Origin of the sequence: Streptomyces sp. MNU89 (assembly GCF_020982505.1) — a bacterium.
GTDB classification, from domain to species: Bacteria; Actinomycetota; Actinomycetes; order Streptomycetales; family Streptomycetaceae; genus Streptomyces; species Streptomyces xinghaiensis.
In genome coordinates this window covers 4807010-4823119 of the sequence record NZ_JAJKLL010000001.1, presented here as the reverse complement: position 1 = coordinate 4823119, position 16110 = coordinate 4807010, and the positions used below count along the sequence as shown (strand labels likewise).

Here is a 16110-nt window from a genome sequence, read left to right as displayed (position 1 = left end):
GCTGACAATGGCGACAGCGACAGTGACACCGGACACCGCACCGGACCAGCGGCGGCAGCGGGAACGGGCGGCCGGCACCCCGCCGTCCGGCCCGCCCCGCGACTCCGGCACGGACCGGCCGGCCCCGAACGCCGCCCGCCCGCAACGGGCCGCGGGCCACCCCCCGGTGCTGAGGCTGGCGGGATACGACGAGTACGACGGTTACGACGGCTCCGAGCGGGAGGCGGCCGCGGACGGCGACTGGCACATCTGCCGGGGCATCGACTGACCCCGCTCCCCGCCCGCCGGCGCCGGAACCGCACGGTGGGGCATGGGGAGGGCCCTCCCCATGCCCCACCGCCTCCGGCAGCGGGGGCGGGGGTCACTGCCCGGCGGGCCGGTCCCGGTGGATGACCCGGGACCGGGTCAGCAGCCGCCCGTCCCGGCGGACCAGTTCGTCCTCGACGGTGAAGGTCGGCTGGAACGAGACCTTCCCCTCGCGGTCGGTCAGCGCGACGAGCGTGTAGTAGGACGTCCGCACGGTGTCCTCGTCCCCCGTGTTCTCCGGATCCGCCTCGATCAGCAGATGCTCGAACCAGTGGCGCACGCAGATGTCCCGGTAGCGCGGCAGACTGGCGCGCATCCCGGCGATCATCTCGGCACGCCCCCGCTGGCGTTCGCCACCGGAGTGGACGACCTCGCCGTCCTCGGTGAAGGTGTCCGCGAACCCCTCGATGTCGAGGGCGTCCACCCGCCGCATCTGCCGGGCGTAGAACGTCCGCACCTCCGCGTAGAGGTCCCCGGTGACCTGCTTCTCCGTAGTAGTCGCGACCGGCTGGGGCACGGCAACTCCCTTCCCTTGAGCGGGCCGCCGGCTCCGGCGGCACGAATGCCGCCAGGCTGCTCCGCCGCGCTCCAGCCGCACTGGAGAGCCGGTACACGCCGCGCCCGCCGGTTCCCGGGGCAGCGGGACACCGCGGCCCGCCTCCTCCCCGGGCCCCTCCCCGGACCGCCCGGCGATCCGGGGTCCGTCGTCCGGATGGAGGGCCGGAATCCGCGAGCCCCGCTCGATCCGAGCGGGGAGGCGCTAGCCGCCGAGCGGCTCGGCGAAGCGGAGCAGCCGCTCGCCGGCCGTCTCCGCGCCGAAGGCCAGCAGCCGCTCCCCCTCCTCCGCCAGTTCGTCGCGCTGCCGCGCGGTGAGCGGGGTGAAGGGCTGGACGGTCAGGGTCGCGGTACCGCGCCGCTCGTCGATCCGCCAGGCTCCCCGGACGAAGCCGTCCACGAGGACCGTCCCGGGGATCACGGCGTTCTTGGTGGCTATGGCCCGGCGCCCCGCGTCGTCGATGATCCGGCTGCGGTCGGCGTGGGACAGGATGGCGTTGTCGTACGGGGCCAGGTAGCGCACCGGGGCGGGGGTGTCCGGCCCGGGCCGCGGGGCCTCCGGGAGGTCGAACAGCTCCCGGCCCGCGGTGTCGCGGAAGACGGCGAGCCGGGGCCGCAGCCGGGCCACGGTCTCCCGCAGCCGGGTCAGCCCCGACCAGGCCTGGATGTCCTTCACCGTCGCCGGTCCGAAGGCCGCCAGATAGCGGACGACCAGCTCCTCGGCGGGCGGCTCGGGGACGAGCGGCCGGCCGAGCCAGGACTCGGCGGTCGCGTAGGTGGTCCGGGCGCTCCGCCCCCACAGGCCGCGCGGCGGCACCTGCACGAGCGGCAGCAGCATCCGGGCCGCGTTGACGAGCAGGGAGGGGCTGTGGTCCGGCCACCGCTCCCGGAGAAGCCCGCCGAGTTCGGTGGTGGACAGGTGCCGCGCGCCGAGGAGTTCCCGGGCCGCCCCGGCCAGCGCGGACAGCTCGATCCCCGCCAGGTCCTTGCCCCAGGCGCTCCTCATGCCGCGGTCGAGGCAGGGCTGCACCCAGGGCCGGAGCGCGAGGGCGTCGCCCGCGGTGACGAGATGGACGGTGCCGCGCATCACGACGATGCGGGTCACGGCCCGCTCGCTGATCAGCCGGGAGAGCTCCTCCGGGCGGAAGTCCGCCAGCCGGGTCCACAGTCCGTAGTAGGGCGGTACGGGCTGCTGCGACTGGAGCCCGACCAGGCTCTCGATCGCGGCCCGCGCGGACATCCGGTGCCGGCTCAGCAGCATCTGCCGCGCCAGATAGGCCCGGTTGAGGGCCCTGTGGTCCAGCACGGCGGGGGCGGTCGTGGTCATCGGACGGAAACTCCCTCGGAGAGCTGCTGCGACGGCGGGACCGCCGCTCGGCTGCGGACCCGGGCGCTCGGCCCCGCCGGGCCGGGCCCGTCCCGAGTCTGCCGTGCCGGCCCGCGCACCGCGCGCCGATTCGGCCGCAACGCACTTGCGGACCGCGCCGGTTGGGGCTCGGCGCGGCTCCGCGGCCCGGTCGGGGAGGGATCGGCAGCGGCGCACCCCTCGGCCACCGGCGTCCCGGGGTGCCGCCGGACACGATCCCCGGCCCGGCCCGGCCTGGCTCCGGCGGCACGCGCACCCCGCGCGGCCGCTCGGGCCCGCCGCACCGGAGAACCGGGGCCCGCGCTCCGTCCGCTCCCGGTGGGCACCGGGAAACCATGACCCTGGTCACATTTCCCGCCCACAGGGCCCGGCAGCGGCCCCGGGCGTCCGGACCACCCGATCCGGTCCGGTACGATTAACCAGGTCAGCAGGCGCCGCTAGCTCAGTTGGTTAGAGCAGCTGACTCTTAATCAGCGGGTCCGGGGTTCGAGTCCCTGGCGGCGCACATGACACTCAGGGCCTTTCCGCCACGGCGGGAAGGCCCTGAGTCGTGTCCGGGACGCAAGGGACGCAAGGGCCGTACGGAATGCCGGGGTCCCGGGGGCCTCGGCCGGGCGGCGGCTACCAGTCCGCGTTGCGGGCCAGGTCCAGGGCGTACTCCGTCCACCACCGGCCGGCCGGGGGCCCGCCCCGGCAGGTGCCGTCGGACTCCCCCGGGCGCTTGATCCACAGATAGGCGTCGACCAGCTCGTCCCCGGTGCGGGTGGTGGGCGGCTCCCCGAGGGCGCGGCCCGGCGGGTTGCACCAGTTCATGCCCTGGCCGCCGGAGGCGGGCAGCGGGCCGTTGCCGTTGCGGCTGGTGTCGATCACAAAGGTCTTGCCGCCGCCGAGGAGCCGGGACAGGGCCCTGCCGTAGCCGCGGTTCTCGGCGGTCGTCCGGTAGTTGGCGGTGTTGAGGGCGAAGCCGTCGGCCCGGTCGATGCCCGCGCGCCGCAGCGGGCCGGTGAGCCGGCCGGGATCGGTGATCCAGCGGGGATTGCCCGCGTCCAGGTAGACCCGGGTGCGCGGGAGGGTCTTCAGCCTCTCCACGGCCTCCGCCAGCAGCCGGTAGCGCTCCTGGTGGTACACGGGTGGGGTACAGCCGTCCACGATGTGCGGCACCGCGTCCGGCTCCAGGATCACCGTGGCCGGGCGGTCGCCGATGCCCGCCACGACCTCGGCGAGCCAGCGGCGGTACGCGGTACCGTCCGGAGCGCCGCCCTTCGAGAACTGGCCGCAGTCGCGGTGCGGGATGTTGTAGAGCACCAGCAGGGCGTCCCGGCTCTCCCGCGCCGCGGCCCGGGTGAGGCGGGCGGTCTCCGCCCGGGGAGCCTTCGTCCCGATCCACTCGGCGACCGGCTGGGCCGCGATCTTCTCCTGAATCAGCCCGGCCTCGTCCGCGCGGCCCCGGGCCCGCAGTGCGGCGGCCTGCCGGGCCGCGGTGCCGTGCGGATTCACCCAGAACGGGGTCGCGGACGACTGGGGAGCCCGACGCGGCGGCTGCGCGCGGTCGTCCCCGGGCGACGGCCCGGGCGCGGGCCCGGGCGGGCGGAAACAGCCCGCGATCAGCAGTACCGCTCCGGCCGCCACGCTCGCCGCCAGCCGGCCCATGTGGCCGTACATCCGCTCCCCCTGGGGCCTCGGTCCGGGGTGGGCCCGGACCGCGTTCGGGACAATTCGGGTCGGACGCATCCTGGCACGCGGTCCGCGCGGGGCCCGGCAGTGACCGGGGCCGGGGAGGCCCCGTTACGGCGTTTGACGTAGCGGGGAGGGACCGGCGGTGGGCGACGGCCGGGAGACGGAAGCCGGGCCGTGGGCACCCGGTGACGGCAGCGCACCGGTACGGGCGGGTCACACCACTGAGGGGACGCTGCTGCGGGTCGCACCACCGCGAGGACACCGCCGCTGCGGGGCCGCCGTCAGCCGCCCGCGCCGGGGACCGCCCCGGCGCGGGAGGGCTCGGGGACCGGGAGCGCGTCCCGCTCCCGCGGCGGCGCGGGCGGTCTCGTGGCGCGGCGGCGGTGCACGGCGAGACCCGCCATCCCCAGGACCGCGCCGCCCGCGAGGCACACACCGACGACGATCTGCCGGGTGCTGGGACTGCCCCCCGTGTCCGTGGCGGCCGGGCGCCCTTCCGCCGCCACGGCTACGGAACCCGGGCCGGGGCGGCCGGGCGGGGACGGGCGGCCCGGGAGCAGCCGGGGCCGAAGCGCGGAACGCGGAAGCAGCCGTCACGGAGACGGGCTCCGCGGACGCCGGGAGCGCGGAAGCCGCCGCGGCGGAACTCGCGGCGGGGAGCACCACGGTGGCGCAGAGCAGGCCGGACGCCGCGATCTTGCCGGCCAGTCGGACAGAGTCCATCGTGCGACCTCCTCTCGCCACAGAAGGTTCGCGCGAACGGCGGCTCACCGCAGCCCGGCGGGCCGGGCACTGCTCCGTTCGGCCCGGGCCCGGGTGGGTCCCCGGAGCCCCGGCCGGCTCGGACCAACCGGCCGGCTCAGACCAGGTCGACGAGGTCGGCGATCGATTCGGCCACCCGCGACGGCCCGTACGGAAAGCGCCCGATCTCGTCCGGCCGCGTCACCCCGGACAGCACGAGGAACGTCTCCATCCCGGCCTCCAGTCCGGCCAGGACGTCGGTGTCCATCCGGTCGCCGATCATGGCGCTGCTCTCGGAGTGCGCCCCGATGGCGTTGAGCCCGGCGCGCATCATGAGCGGATTGGGCTTGCCGACGAAGTAGGGCTCCCGGCCGGTGGCCTTGGTGATCAGTGCGGAGACGGCGCCCGTGGCGGGCAGCGCGCCCTCCGCGGAGGGGCCGGTGGCGTCGGGGTTGGTGGCGATGAACCGGGCCCCGTCGTTGATCAGGCGGATGGCCTTGGTGAGGGACTCGAAGCTGTACGTCCGGGTCTCGCCGAGCACGACGTAGTCCGGCTCGGCGTCGGTGAGGATGTAGCCGACGTCGTGCAGGGCGGTGGTCAGCCCGGCCTCGCCGATGACGTAGGCCGTGCCGCCGGGCCGCTGGTCCTCCAGGAACTGGGCGGTGGCGAGCGCGGACGTCCAGATGTTCTCGACGGGGACGTCCAGGCCCATCCGGTTCAGCCGGGCGTGCAGGTCGCGCGGCGTGAACATGGAGTTGTTGGTGAGCACGAGGAAGGGCCGCTCCAACTCGCGCAACCGCTTGATGAAGGAGTCGGCGCCGGGGATGGGGGTGCCCTCGTGGATCAGCACCCCGTCCATGTCGGTGAGCCACGACTCGATCGGCTTGCGCTCTGCCACGGAACGGCTCCTGTCCTCGGTGCGGATGGGCGGCGGCCGGCCGCTAGGGCTCCGGCCCGCCGCTCGGTCCAGCCTAACGGCGCGGGACCCGGCGTCCCCTGCCCGCCGGTGACCGGTTTCCGTCCCTTCGGTGAGCGGTTCCGGTCGCTCCGGTGGCCGGGGGGCGTCGATCGCCGCGCACGCCGGCGGGTTCCGCGCGGTACGGAACGGCTTCCGTCTCCCCGCCCACGGCCCTTCCATTCCCCCGACGGCAGGGCTCACAGCATCCGGGGCCGGCGAACAGGCGGACCGGACCGGACGGGATCACGCCGCCGTCGGCATGCCGACGGCCGGGATGCGCGCGGCCGCTCAGCAGCGCACGCGCCGGGAGGCCGCGATCAGGACCGCGCCGAGCGCGATGGCCGCCCCGGCGGCCCCGCCGAGCCGGGCGGCCATGGCTGCCCGGGTTCCGGTCCGGGCATCGCCGCCGGTGCCGGTGCGGGCCAGTTCGCCGGGCGGGACGGGGCCGCCCGGGTCGCCGGAGATCCTCCCGGGGCGGCCGGCCCGGCCGTGGCCATCGTGCTCCCCCTGCTGCGTCCCGCCGCGCTGCCCCGGCCCACCGGGCCCGTCCGCCGCTCCCGGTCGGCCGGGCCGGTGGCGCCCGTCGCCACCGGTTGCCGGCGGTTCGGCGCCGCCGCCCGGGCGGTCCCGGCCAGGCTCCCGCTCCCGGTCCCGTTCTCCGTCCCCGCGGGGCCGGGTGTCCTCGGCCGTACCGGCACCCGCGCCGCCACCGCCCCGGATCGTGAACGCGTAGTCGTTGGAGGAGCCGACCCAGTCGCCGTCGTCGTCGCGCCGCTGCACGGCCGCCACGGTGAGCCGTACCGCATTGCCGGCCGTGCCCTCCGCGAAGCGCATCCGCACGCCGACGGTGACGGTTCCACCCGCCGGGACGGCGAAGCCCGGGAAGCCGTCGAAGACGGCGATGTGCTCGTGCCGGTCGGTGGTCTCCAGCGTCACCGGGCGCCAGGAGCGGCTGTACGCGTCGTAGAACTGGAAGTGGATCCGCTCGGCGGCCAGTTCCCGGGTGCTGTCGACGAGCACGGCCACGGGGTGCACGCCCCGGCAGGCCCGGTCCGTCGTGTTGCGCAGACTGATGGACCAGCGCCGCCAGCCGCCCCCGGCCACGTACTCCCGGGGGCCGCCGCGGAGGCGGGCCCGCAGGGGGAAGTCCGGGCTGTCGCGGTCGCCGCAGTACGGCTCCACGGCCAGGGGCAGCGGACGGGGCAGGGGCCGGGGACCGCGTCCGGCGCCACCACCGCCGCCGGGGCCGCCTGGGCCTGCGGCAGGAACGCCAGGGCCGGGGCGGCCACCATCACCAGCGCGGCCGCTCCGGCCACGGCCCCGGCGGTGAGATATCTGCGCTGGCGCATGGCACACCTTCGGTGGAGTCCGCCGCGGGCCCGGGGCCGACGCCCCGGCTCGCTGTCCGCGCCGGGCTTGCCGTCCGCGCGGTGGGTGCCGTCCGGGCCCGCCCGTACTTCTGGTCCCTTCCCCGCCCGGAGGGCCGGCGCGGCCTGCGGCCCGGCCGGTTCGTCCGAAGCGGCCGGGGATCGCGTCCGAACGGCCCGGAGCGGTTGCCGGCGCGGCGACCGGCGTCCATGCTCACCGCTGCCCACGGGGCCGGGGCTCGCGGAGAGAGAGACCGAGCCGCCGGGGCGCCGGGCGGCGATTCAGCCGACCGGGCCGTTCGCCCCGCTCGGCCGGCCGGGAAGGGCTGACGGGCGGACGGTCCGATCCGTTCGCCCCGGCGCCCGCCCTCCCGGCGGCGCCGGTCCTGAACCGGCAAGGAGCGACGACGTGCAGTACATGGTGCAGATTTTCGGCGGGCGCGACACCTGGAACGAGGAGATGGCCGCCTACGGGGAGGCCGGCTGGCGCCCTCTGGTCACCTTCATGGAGGAGGTCAACAAGGACCTGACCGAACGGGGCGAGTTGGTCGAGGCCCAGGGCCTGGGCGGCCCGGGGCGGGTCAGCACGGTGCGGGCGCGGCCGGACGGCGTACCCGAGGTGACGGACGGCCCGCATTTCCGCGCCGAGAAGATCCTGGCGGGCTACTGGGTCATCGATGTGGCCACACCCGAACGGGCGGTCGAGATCGCCGCCCGCATCTCGTCCGCACCGAGGCCCGACGGCGCCCCCGGCAGCGACCCGGTGGAACTGCACCCGATCATGGCAGGCCCTCCGGAGTAGGCGGCGGCACCCGGGGCCGTACCCGGCCCACCGGGCCCCGCCGGGATGCTCGTGGGCGCGCGTGGTTGAGTGAGGGGCATGTCCACGCGCATGTCCGCCGGTACCGGCTCCCGTTCCCCGCTCCGTGTCGGCCTGGTCGGCTACGGCCTGGCGGGCTCCGTCTTCCACGCCCCGCTGATCGCCGCCACCGCCGGCCTCGTCCTCGACACGATCGTCACGACGAGCCCCGAACGCCGCGAGCAGGCCCGTGCCGAGCACCCCGGGGTGCGATTCGCCGGCGACCACCGCGAGCTGCTGTCCCGTACGGAGGGCGGGGACGCGCTCGACCTGGTGGTCGTCGCCTCCCCCAACCGGACGCACGTGCCCATCGCCACCGACGCCCTCCGCGCCGGTCTGCCGGTCGTCGTCGACAAGCCGCTGTCCGCGACCGCCGCCGAGGCCCGCGCCCTCGCCGCCCTGGCCGAGGAGCGCGGCCTGCTGCTCTCCGTCTTCCAGAACCGCCGCTGGGACAACGACTTCCGCACCGTGCGGCAGCTCATCACGGACGGCGAGCTGGGCGAGGTCCAGCGGTTCGAATCCCGCTTCGAGCGGTGGCGGCCCAAGCCCAAGGGCGGCTGGCGCGAGTCCGGCGACCCGCAGGAGATCGGCGGGCTCCTCTACGACCTGGGCAGCCACCTCGTCGACCAGGCGCTGGTGCTCTTCGGCCCGGCCGTCCGCGTCTACGCCGAGTCCGTGGTCCGCCGCCCCGGCGCCGAGGCGGACGACGACACCTTCATCGCCCTCACGCACGCGAACGGCGTCAACTCCCATCTGTGGATGAGCGCCACAACAGCCCAACTCGGGCCGCGTTTCCGTGTCCTGGGCAGCTCCGCCGGGTATGTGAAGTACGGACTCGACCCGCAGGAGCAGGCGCTGCGCGACGGGCTCCGGCCGCCCGGCACCGACGGAACACCCGGCACGGACACCGGCACTTCCGGCACCGGCGCGTGGGGAGCCGAACCCGAGTCCCTCTGGGGCCGGCTCGGCGCCGGTGAGTCCCCGGTGACCGGCGGCGGCCGCGCGGTCCCGACCCTGCCCGGCGACTACCCGGCGTACTACGCGGCCGTGGCGGCGGCCCTCCGCGAGGGCACCCCGCCGCCCGTCACCGCGCTGGAGGCCGCCGCGGCGCTCGACGTCCTGGAAGCCGCACGCCGTTCGGCCCACGAGGGCCGGGCGATCACTCCATGACCCTGGAGCAGAGCTGATGACGGACCCCGCCTTCGATCCCATCGCCCTCGTCTCCGTGCTGCGCGCCCAGGAGGACCGCCTGGTGCTCCGCCGGTTCACGCACGAGGACGCCTGGCGCCTGGGCTGCCTGCTGGCCGACACGGCCCGGCAGCGCCTGGCGCCGGTGACCATCGACATACGCCGCGGCCACCAGCAGGTGTTCCACTGCGCGCTGCCCGGCACGTCGCCGGACAACGACGACTGGATCGACCGCAAGCGCCGCGTGGTCGAGCGCTTCTCTGAGAGCTCGTACCTGGTGGGCACCCGCTTCCGCGCGAAGGGGACGACGTTCGAGGCGTCGTCCCCGCTCGACCAGTGCCTGTATGCGGCGCACGGCGGCTCGTTCCCGATCAGGGTGGAGGGCGCGGGGGTCATCGGCGCCGTCACCGTCTCGGGGCTGGCGCAGGCCGAGGACCACGCGATGGTGGTCGAGGTGCTGGAGAGCTTCCTCGCCCCGGACGTGCCGGCGACCCCGGCCACGGCCCCGTCCGAGCCGCCGGCCCGGCCCACGGCCCCGCCCGAGCCGGCGGCCCCGCCCGAGCCCACGACCCCGCCCGAGCCGGCACCGTCTGCCCCGTCCCAGCAGGGCGCGCCGCCACCGCCGGCCGGCCCCGGCCGTCCCGCCGCCGTCCCCGGCCCCGTAACGGCCGGGTCCCCGCGACGGTCCGGGCCCAGGGCACGTCAGGGCTCCGGCACGTCAGGGCTCCGGCACGTCACGCTTCCGCCTGCCGCGCGCTTCCCCCTCCCGGAGGCCGGAGGGCGGACCGGGAACGCCGACCGGGTGGGCTCCGACGGGGCGCGCGGCCCGGCTATCCCTCCTGCTCCCGGGCCGCGAGCGCCGCCGCGCAGGCGCGGACGAAGGCTTCCGGGTTGTCCAGCATGATGTTGTGTCCGCAGTCCGGGACCGCGACGACGGACACCCCGGCCTCGGCGAGTGCGTCGGCGCCCGGGAGCGGGCCGTCGCCCTCGGGCAGCAGGTAGGCGCGGGGGATCTTCAGGTCCAGCAGGAGCTCCCGCATGGTGGGAACGGTGCCCCGCGTCAGATGGACCGCGCTGCGGTGCAGGGCCTCACGGCCGGCCAGGCGCATCGTGGACCACCAGTGCGAGCCGGCCCGGTCGCGGACCTCTTCCCAGCCGTCCCTCAGGAACTCCTGCTCGGAGTACGCGGCGATGCCGCTGCTGCCCGGGGAGCCCGGCAGGCGCGGGAGCGGGTCGAGGTTGGCGTCGATCAGGACCAGGCGGGAGACCAGGTGCGGGTGCCGGGCGGCCAGGACGACGGCCACCGAGCCTCCCATGCTGTGCGCGATCAGCTCCGCGCCGGTGACACCCGCGGAGGTCAGAGCTGTGGCCAGCGCGTCCGCGTGGGATTCCAGGGTGTAGCCGAAACCCGCCGGCCGGTCGCTGATGCCGTGGCCGAGCAGATCGATCAGCAGCGAACGGCGGCCGGCCAGGAGGGGATGGACCGCGACCTCCGTGAAATAGGCGGGCGACGTGGCGCCCAGCCCGTGCACGTAGACGCGCGCCGGCTCCCGCCCGGGCAGCTCGACCCAGCGGATCCGGTCACCCTCGGGCGTCACGGCGGCATCGCGCACAGCTGCTCCCCTGCAGTCGGATCGACGAAGAGAGAGTAGCCACCGGAGCCGGATGCACTGCCGTCGCTCCCCCGGTGCAGGCGCCTTGCGGGCGCCGGCATCCGGGCGCCGGACGGGGCCGGACGCCCGAGCGGGCCGGACGCCGGGCCCGGCCGGGCGCCGGAGCCGGCCGAGCCGCGGTCCGAACGGCGCAGGGCTCTTGCCGTACGGCGGTCCGTTCATTACCGTCGCGTAACACACCGACTTACCCTTGGTAACCCTCACGGCGATCACCACCCCCGCACCCCTCGCCCCGCAGACCCGCCCACCCCCGCACCCCCGGCCGACCTTCGGAGGACGACCATGCCAGCCACGCCCCGGCGCCCCGCCGCCTGCTGTCCCTGAGCGCCGCCGTCCTGACCGTCCTCGCCCTGACCGGCGGCGCCACGGCCGCGGGCGCGGCCGAACAGGCCGATTCCGCAGGGCAGTCGGCGCGCTCCGCCGCCCCGCGCGACGTCATGCTGATCGGCAACGGCCAGGGCGGAACCGTCAGCTTCATCGACCCCAAGACGTTCGAGAACCTCGGGTCGTTCAACACCGTCCCCGATCTCGACCAGCGCCTCCGCGAGATGAACGTCATCGAGCGGATCGGCTACGAGACCGTCAACAGCATCCAGGGCTACCGCAAGCTCGTCGACGACATGGCCATGTCTCCGGACGGCCGCACGCTCTACGTCTCACGGGGCGTCCTCAGCGACGCCGTCGCCTTCGACATCGCCAGCGGCACCATGCTCTGGCGCTACGAGACCGAGGGCTTCAAGGCCGACCACGCGGCCCTGTCCGAGGACGGCAGCCAGTTCATCGTCTCGGCCACCACGGCCGACAAGGCGGAGGTCATCAACACCGCCACCGGCAAGCTGCACGCCGAGTTCGCCACCGGCACGTATCCGCACGCCAACGACTACTCGCCGGACGGCTCGATCCTCTACAACTCCAGCATCGGCATCACCTCGATGCCCAAGGGTCTCAACGGCCTCAAGGGCAAGCGCCAGGTCGTGGCCGTGGACGCGGACACCTTCGAGCCGCTGCGGACCTACGACTTCGAGTACGGCATCCGCCCCGCCGTCTTCACCGCCGACAACAAGACCATGTACGCCCAGCTCTCGTACCTCAACGGCTTCGTCGAGTACGACCTGGCCAAGGGCGAGATCAAGCGCACCGTCGAGATGCCCTTCAGCGACAAGGCCGCGACGATGCGCGCCGACGACTACCCGCAGAACTCCGCCCACCACGGCATGGCCATGAACGCGGCCGAGAGCAAGCTCTGCATGGCCGGCACCATCGACGACTACGTGGCGATCGTCTCCCGCCCCGGCCTGGAGACCGAGGGCTATGTCCACTACGACACCGACGCCCTGCCGTACTGGACGGCCACCAGCCCGGACGGCAAGCACTGCTTCGTCTCGCTCTCCAACAAGAACGAGGTGTCGGTCGTCGACTATGCCACCGCCAAGGAGGTGGCCCGCATCCCCACCGGCCACTTCCCGCAGCGGGAGCGCCCGGGCAAGCTGACGGCCGAGGCGCTGGCGGCACTGGACCCGTCGAACGGCTGAGACGGACGACCGACGATGACGGCTGATGACTGACAACTGACGGCTGACGGCTGACGGCTGACGGCATACGCCGCGCGCGAGCAACTCGGCGGCCGCAGCGGCCGGTTGAGGCGCCGAGCAGACCGGCGGACGCGGGGGCCCGAGGTGGGACGACCACCACCGGGCCCCCGCGCCGCCGTTTCCGCCGCTCCCGGAAGAAATCTCCGGGACCGTGTCCTCCGGGTCCGGGGCGGACGGGGTTTCCGAGGGTGGAGAGGCGCCCTCCCCCTGATCCGCACACACCCGATCCGCAAGGAGACACAGTCGATGGCACGGACGATCACGTATCTGGCGACCGCGTCGGTCGCGGCCGCCCTGGTGGTGGCCCCCTCCCTCGCCCACGCGCTGGCGCCCGCGGGGGCCCCGGCCCCGGCCGCCGCCGAGTCGCCCGCCGGGGTGAAGGTCTCGGAGAGGTCCGGTGAAGTGCGCCCGGCCGCGTCCTCCGGCCCGCGGGTGGTCGCCCCCGGTGAGCGGGTCCGAGCCACCCCCGGAGTGGAGCTGTGGCTGACCCGGGACGGCAAGCACTGGTCCACGCCGGACCAGGAGGACCAGTTCCGCAGCGTCACCGACGGCAATCTCGACCTGAGCCGGCCCGGCGTCACCGTGCAGTCCGAACCCGTCGGCGACCGGTACTTCCATTCCGGCATCTATCACGGCGAGGGCGACGCCGACCGCGTGGAGATCGTCACCGAGGACGGCCGGGCGGACGGCAAGCTGGTGACCCTGGCCGGGAAGCCCGGCTGGGGCGCCTGGTACGCCACCACCGGACTGCCGGGCGTGAGCACTCCCGCGGACTCGGCCGCGAAGACGGAGGCAGGCACGGGTACGGGGCCGGCGAAGACTGCGGCGGATTCGTCGCCGACGGGCTTCGTCCGCTCCGTGACCGTCTACGACACCGAGGGCGGCGTACTCGCCGAGCTGACGCTCCGTTAGGCAACGGCGTCGGGCCACGGACGGACGGGAGGCCGTACCGTCCGGCGGCCCGACGCCCTTGTCCCCGGCGAGCGTTGAGGCCCGCCGGGGGCGAGGCCGCGGCCGTCCCTGTCACCCGTGACACCCCCACACCCGAAGGAACCGCTGCCCGTGACGGACGTGACGGAGGAGAGCCATGGTGAGTTCGCCGAGTTCGCCACGCTCGCCTGGCCCCGCCTGGTGCGTACCGCTCACATGCTCACCGGGGATTTCCACGAGGCCGAGGACCTGGTCCAGACGACACTGGCCAAGGTCTACTCCCGCTGGCGGCGGATACCGCGCGACGACGTCAACGCCTACGTGCGCCGGGCCCTCGTCAACAACAACCTGAGCCGCCTCCGCAAGAAGCGCGTCACCCATCTGCTGATGCCGTTCCTCCCCGAGTCCGCGCACCGCCCGCACGGCGGCCACGCCGAGACGGTCGAGCACCGCACGGCGGTCGACGAGGCCCTGGCGACGCTGCCGCCCCGCCAGCGCGCGGTCATGGTGCTGCGCTACTGGGAGGACCTCAGCGAGCAGGAGATCGCCGCGGTTCTGGGCTGCTCGGTGGGCACGGTCAAGACACACGCCCGGCGCGGGCTGCAGAAGTTGCGCTCCCATCCCCTCTTCACCCGGAACCCCGCCGACTCCGGAGTACGCCAATGACGTCCCGGCCCGAGGCCGAGCGGCTGCGTGAGGTCTTCACCGAAGCCGCCCGCGCCATCACCCCGTCCCCCGTCCCGCTGACCGAGATCGCGAGGGCGGGCGCCGCGCGGCACCGCCGCCGTGTGGCCGCCCTCGCGGCCGGCTGCCTGCTGCTGCTCCCGGCGGGCGCTGCCGCGGTCCACTACGCCACATCCCCCGGCGCCTCACCCGTGCGGCCCGCCGCGCCGTCCGGCATGCCCCCGCAGTCCGCGCCGGCCGAGACTCCGGCGCAGGAGCCACCGGGGTCCGGGGATCCCCGAGTGATGCGGCCGGAGGAGCGGGTGCGGGTCGCGCCCGGTGTGGAGCTGTGGCTCACCGCGGGGGGCCTGCGCTGGTCCCTCCCCGGGCAGCCGGACCAGTCCCGCAGCGTCACCGACGGCAATCTCGACCTGAGCCGGCCCGGCGTCACCGTGCGCTCCGAGCCGGTCGGCGACCGGTACCTCCACTTCGGCGTCTACCACGGCGAGGGCGCGGCCGCCCGGGTGGAAATCGCCACCGCCCGGGGCACGGTCGGCGGCCGCCTGCTGCGGCTCCCCGGGGCCCCGGGCTGGGGAGCTTGGTATGCCACCGCGCCCCTCCCGGAACGGGACCGGACCACGACGGGAGGCACGGAGGGCCCGGACGGCCCGGGTGCCCCGGACGGCCCGGACGGCCCGGACGGCCGTGAGGTGTCCGCCCCCGTCGGCAGGGTGACGGTCTACGACACCCGTGGCGCGGTGCTGGCCGAACTGGTCCCGGGAACTGCCGGGTCCCCCGCGGCCAACCCGCCCGGGGACTGACGGATCGAGGCCGGCGGCCGGCGGCTCGGGGTCCCCCGGCACCGGGACCTCGCGCGGTCCGGTAACCGGCCGGAGACGGACGGGCGGCCGGACAGCACGCGCCAGGCCCGCCATCCGGCACCGTCTCAGCTACCGCGTCTCCCACTCCGCACGGCTCAGCTCGTACCGGACCTCGCCGTGCTCGGCGCCCTCGATGTACTCCGGCCACTCCTGGTGGAAGGTGCGGACGTACACGAGTCCGGCCTTCTCCATCACGCGCCGCGAGCCCCGGTTGACGGCCATGGTCTCCGCGAAGAGCCGCTCGACGCCGAGTTCGGTGAACGCCTTCCCGACCAGGGCACGGGCGCCCTCGGTGGCGTGACCCCGGCCCCAGGCGTCCCGGCGCAGCCGGTAGCCGAGCTCGCACTCACGCCCATCGCCGTCCGTGGGCCGCAGCTCGAACCAGCCGACGAAGCGCCGCCCCGCCCCCTTCTCCTCGGCGGCCCAGTAGCCGAGCCGGCCGCCGTACTCCGCGTCGAGGCGGAGCATGCGCGGCAGGGTCTCGTCCCGGATGACGTGCGGGGGCGTGGGGGCACCGCCGGTGAGGAAGCGCATGACCTCGGGATCGGCGTCCAGGGCGACGAGATGCTCCTCGTCGCCCTCCACGAACCGCCGCAGCACGAGCCGCTCGGTCTCCAGGAAGATCACCGCCCACCTCCTCGGCTCTCGGGGCGTGTCCCGCGAAGAGGAACGCCGTGCGGTTCTCAGGCGATCGGCCAGTTGCGCAGGGCGGCGTCGGCCATCTCCTGGAGTTCATCGCGGCCGACGCCGCTCGCGGCCTGCACGGCGATGCCGAAGGCCAAGGTGGTGACGTAGCGGGCCAGCAGCCCCGGATCGGCCTCGGGAGGCAGGTCGCCGTCGTCGACGGCCCGCTGGAACCGGTCCCGGACGCGGGAGCAGCCGTTGTTGCGCCAGGCTGCGAGGAGCTCACGGACTCCGCGCCCGGAGTCGCCGGCGGCGAGGGCGCCCTGGACGCCCAGACACCCGTGCGGACGGGCCGGGCGGGTGGTGGTCCGGACGGCGCCGGCCAGGATCGCGGTGGCGACGCCGAGGGCGGTCGGCTCGTCCAGAGCCCGGCCCAAGTAGGCGCCCGGTCCTTCGGTGTAGCGCTCCAGGGCCTTGCGGAACAGCTCCTCCTTGTTGCCGAAGGCCGCGTACATGCTGGTGGTGGAGATGCCCATGGCGTCGGTGAGGCCGGCCAGGCTGGCCCCCTCGTAACCGTGCTCCCAGAAGACCAGCATGGCGCGCTCGAGAGCCTCGTCTGCGTCGAATCCTCGCGGCCGGCCGATCGGGCGGCTCTGTCCGGTCCCCATCCCCGCACTCTACCTTTTCCGCAACGATCGATGCAGAAGTGCTACCGTTCGAATTCCGCATC

General features: G+C 75.0%; 15 protein-coding genes, 1 tRNA gene and 1 pseudogene. 9 read left to right on the top strand and 8 right to left on the bottom strand.

Features of this window, described 5'->3' with window-relative positions; all coding sequences use genetic code 11:
* The first annotated feature begins 7 nt into the window (after nt 1-7).
* A complete protein-coding gene (locus E4N63_RS20700; protein ID WP_230241415.1) occupies nt 8-268 on the top strand; it encodes a hypothetical protein in 261 nt (86 codons plus the stop codon).
* A gap of 93 nt (nt 269-361) precedes the next feature.
* On the opposite strand, the gene E4N63_RS20695 is transcribed toward E4N63_RS20700, so the two are convergent.
* A complete protein-coding gene (locus E4N63_RS20695; protein WP_228429534.1) occupies nt 362-823 on the bottom strand; it encodes a nuclear transport factor 2 family protein in 462 nt (153 codons plus the stop codon).
* A gap of 243 nt (nt 824-1066) precedes the next feature.
* Nucleotides 1067-2188, bottom strand: coding sequence for a winged helix DNA-binding domain-containing protein (locus E4N63_RS20690; RefSeq protein WP_230241414.1), 1122 nt, complete (start codon nt 2186-2188; stop codon nt 1067-1069).
* A gap of 470 nt (nt 2189-2658) precedes the next feature.
* On the opposite strand from E4N63_RS20690, the gene E4N63_RS20685 reads away from it, so the two are divergent.
* Nucleotides 2659-2732 (top strand) — tRNA-Lys (locus E4N63_RS20685).
* Between the two features lie 116 nt (nt 2733-2848).
* Here E4N63_RS20685 and E4N63_RS20680 read toward each other — a convergent pair.
* From E4N63_RS20680 to E4N63_RS20670, 3 genes are all read right to left on the bottom strand, one after another.
* Nucleotides 2849-3889 (bottom strand): glycoside hydrolase family 6 protein, encoded by a 1041-nt coding sequence (locus tag E4N63_RS20680; RefSeq protein ID WP_230241413.1) that lies wholly within the window; start codon nt 3887-3889, stop codon nt 2849-2851.
* An 874-nt stretch (nt 3890-4763) separates the two neighbouring features.
* Nucleotides 4764-5543, bottom strand: a complete 780-nt coding sequence (locus E4N63_RS20675) for an HAD-IIA family hydrolase (protein ID WP_125622781.1) — start codon at nt 5541-5543, stop codon at nt 4764-4766.
* 348 nt (nt 5544-5891) lie between these two features.
* Nucleotides 5892-6785: a hypothetical protein gene (locus E4N63_RS20670; protein WP_230241412.1), complete on the bottom strand. Its 894-nt coding sequence runs from the start codon at nt 6783-6785 to the stop codon at nt 5892-5894.
* Nucleotides 6786-7388: 603 nt separating this feature from the next.
* Here E4N63_RS20670 and E4N63_RS20665 point away from each other — a divergent pair.
* The 3 genes and pseudogenes from E4N63_RS20665 to E4N63_RS20655 all read left to right on the top strand — a co-directional run.
* Nucleotides 7389-7772, top strand: coding sequence for a YciI family protein (locus tag E4N63_RS20665; protein WP_228429618.1), 384 nt, complete (start codon nt 7389-7391; stop codon nt 7770-7772).
* Between the two features lie 78 nt (nt 7773-7850).
* The gene (locus tag E4N63_RS20660; RefSeq protein WP_230241411.1) at nt 7851-8999 is read left to right on the top strand and encodes a Gfo/Idh/MocA family oxidoreductase; all 1149 of its coding nucleotides are present in this window, start codon (nt 7851-7853) and stop codon (nt 8997-8999) included.
* Nucleotides 9000-9015: 16 nt separating this feature from the next.
* Nucleotides 9016-9492, top strand: a pseudogene (locus tag E4N63_RS20655) (heme-degrading domain-containing protein); the annotation flags it as partial.
* Nucleotides 9493-9847: 355 nt separating this feature from the next.
* On the opposite strand, the gene E4N63_RS20650 reads toward E4N63_RS20655, so the two are convergent.
* The gene (locus E4N63_RS20650) at nt 9848-10630 is read right to left on the bottom strand and encodes an alpha/beta fold hydrolase (protein ID WP_230241410.1); all 783 of its coding nucleotides are present in this window, start codon (nt 10628-10630) and stop codon (nt 9848-9850) included.
* A gap of 497 nt (nt 10631-11127) precedes the next feature.
* On the opposite strand from E4N63_RS20650, the gene E4N63_RS20645 reads away from it, so the two are divergent.
* The 4 genes from E4N63_RS20645 (at nt 11128) to E4N63_RS20630 (ending at nt 14696) form a co-directional block, all read left to right on the top strand.
* Nucleotides 11128-12222 carry a YncE family protein gene (locus E4N63_RS20645; protein ID WP_230241409.1) on the top strand — a complete coding sequence of 365 codons (1095 nt, stop codon included), beginning with the start codon at nt 11128-11130 and terminating at the stop codon, nt 12220-12222.
* 306 nt (nt 12223-12528) lie between these two features.
* On the top strand, nt 12529-13194 hold the full coding sequence (locus E4N63_RS20640) for a hypothetical protein (RefSeq protein ID WP_230241408.1): 666 nt from the start codon (nt 12529-12531) through the stop codon (nt 13192-13194).
* A 159-nt stretch (nt 13195-13353) separates the two neighbouring features.
* Nucleotides 13354-13878, top strand: coding sequence for a SigE family RNA polymerase sigma factor (locus tag E4N63_RS20635; RefSeq protein ID WP_374112883.1), 525 nt, complete (start codon nt 13354-13356; stop codon nt 13876-13878).
* Complete coding sequence (locus E4N63_RS20630; protein ID WP_230241406.1) at nt 13875-14696, top strand: hypothetical protein; 822 nt, start codon at nt 13875-13877, stop codon at nt 14694-14696. Before E4N63_RS20635 ends, E4N63_RS20630 begins: the two co-directional genes overlap by 4 nt.
* A gap of 129 nt (nt 14697-14825) precedes the next feature.
* Here E4N63_RS20630 and E4N63_RS20625 read toward each other — a convergent pair whose 3' ends face one another.
* Both E4N63_RS20625 and E4N63_RS20620 read right to left on the bottom strand, forming a co-directional pair.
* Nucleotides 14826-15383: a GNAT family N-acetyltransferase gene (locus E4N63_RS20625; RefSeq protein WP_374112808.1), complete on the bottom strand. Its 558-nt coding sequence runs from the start codon at nt 15381-15383 to the stop codon at nt 14826-14828.
* A gap of 56 nt (nt 15384-15439) precedes the next feature.
* The gene (locus tag E4N63_RS20620) at nt 15440-16048 is read right to left on the bottom strand and encodes a TetR/AcrR family transcriptional regulator (protein ID WP_230241405.1); all 609 of its coding nucleotides are present in this window, start codon (nt 16046-16048) and stop codon (nt 15440-15442) included.
* Nucleotides 16049-16110 lie beyond the last annotated feature (62 nt).

Coding starts and splice junctions, on each gene's coding strand:
- E4N63_RS20630 (WP_230241406.1), top strand. CDS start 13,875: ATGACGTCCCGGCCCGAGGCCGAGCGGCTGCGTGAGGTCTTCACCGAA.
- E4N63_RS20665 (WP_228429618.1), top strand. CDS start 7,389: ATGGTGCAGATTTTCGGCGGGCGCGACACCTGGAACGAGGAGATGGCC.
- E4N63_RS20690 (WP_230241414.1), bottom strand. CDS start 2,188: ATGACCACGACCGCCCCCGCCGTGCTGGACCACAGGGCCCTCAACCGG.
- E4N63_RS20700 (WP_230241415.1), top strand. CDS start 8: ATGGCGACAGCGACAGTGACACCGGACACCGCACCGGACCAGCGGCGG.
- E4N63_RS20660 (WP_230241411.1), top strand. CDS start 7,851: ATGTCCACGCGCATGTCCGCCGGTACCGGCTCCCGTTCCCCGCTCCGT.
- E4N63_RS20640 (WP_230241408.1), top strand. CDS start 12,529: ATGGCACGGACGATCACGTATCTGGCGACCGCGTCGGTCGCGGCCGCC.
- E4N63_RS20620 (WP_230241405.1), bottom strand. CDS start 16,048: ATGGGGACCGGACAGAGCCGCCCGATCGGCCGGCCGCGAGGATTCGAC.
- E4N63_RS20645 (WP_230241409.1), top strand. CDS start 11,128: ATGCTGATCGGCAACGGCCAGGGCGGAACCGTCAGCTTCATCGACCCC.
- E4N63_RS20680 (WP_230241413.1), bottom strand. CDS start 3,889: ATGTACGGCCACATGGGCCGGCTGGCGGCGAGCGTGGCGGCCGGAGCG.